At 27.8% G+C, this 1,233-nt stretch carries 1 protein-coding gene; it reads right to left on the bottom strand.

The window, feature by feature from the left end:
• Window positions 1-1,029: PDC sensor domain-containing protein (locus L8W55_RS07890; protein WP_263678136.1), on the bottom strand; the 1,029-nt coding region annotated here is incomplete at its 3' end.
• Between the last annotated feature and the right edge of the window lie 204 nt (window positions 1,030-1,233).

Consider the following 1,233-nt stretch of genomic DNA (forward strand, 5'->3'; position numbering starts at 1 on the left):
GCTTTTAACATCTATCATAGCTGAATCTTTGGTTTTATGATTGATGAAATCAAAGAAAGAGTTGAGGCCATTTTGTATAGCTTGTAAAGGTGATAGGTAATAAGAAATAATAAAATAAAGTAAAATAGTACTTATAATACTTGTAAAAATAACTATAATAATCTGAATATAAGCTATCTTCTTGCTCGATTGAGAAATTGTATCGATATATGCCATATTGCACACTGTATATCCATCTACATTGTCACACATTCCGAGTCTTTCGTGATTTTCCTTGCTAGTATAAAAAAATGGCTCACCTTCTTTTACCTTGCTAAATTTGTCTGCTACGATAGCAACATTTGGATCATTTCCGATATAATTTTTACTTGTTGAAACAAATGAAAAACGATTTTTATCATAAATAAAAGACGCACCTGGCATTTGTTTAAGACTATCTTCTAAATCTTTAACCAAAACATCAATTGCTAGCACTCCTATAAAATTACCATCTTTATATATTGGCATGGCATAAGTAAAGCAAGGTAAACCTGTAGTTACATCAATATAAGAAGGAGTGATATATAGGCTATTATTTTTCATTGCCTCTATATAAAATTCTCTTGTTCTTGCGTCATAGTTATCAGCTTTTCCATAAATTCCATAGTCTAAACCTTTGCTATCACTATCTGGGTCGCTTACTATTAATTCTCCATTTGATTGAGCTAGATAAACCGCTAGAAAATTACCAGAATCTCTGAATGATCTTAATTGATAGCCTATATTGTCCATTAGCTTCTCTGTTGAATTCAAACTAGAATAGGGATGTCTGAGTATAGTTTCGCTTAATTTTTTCAATGAGTCAGATGTATCATCTTTAAAATTAGTCATAAGATTTTTTGTAGAAATTAAACGATTTTGTTCAGAATTAACAATTTCTTGAAAAAGAGCATCTTTAACAAAAATAAATGTTATAATTCCTAGAATCAAAAGACATACAATTGCTATGATATTTGCAATCAAGGCAACTTTTATTTTAACACTTTTCATTGCTTTTCTCCTAAAATATTTTTGCAATTATAAATTAAATTTTTATAATAAAAATTTAATTTTGATTTAATATTGTAAATTCTACAAAAAGACAAAAAGATTAGGAAATTGATAAATTAAATTTGAAAGTTTTACTAAGCTAATTAGCTTACTAATTAACCCGCCTTTATATTAAACCAAACCCATTAAGGGTTTAGTTAATTA

The organism is Campylobacter sp. FU_520 (assembly GCF_025772385.1).
GTDB classification, from domain to species: Bacteria; Campylobacterota; Campylobacteria; order Campylobacterales; family Campylobacteraceae; genus Campylobacter_D; species Campylobacter_D lari_C.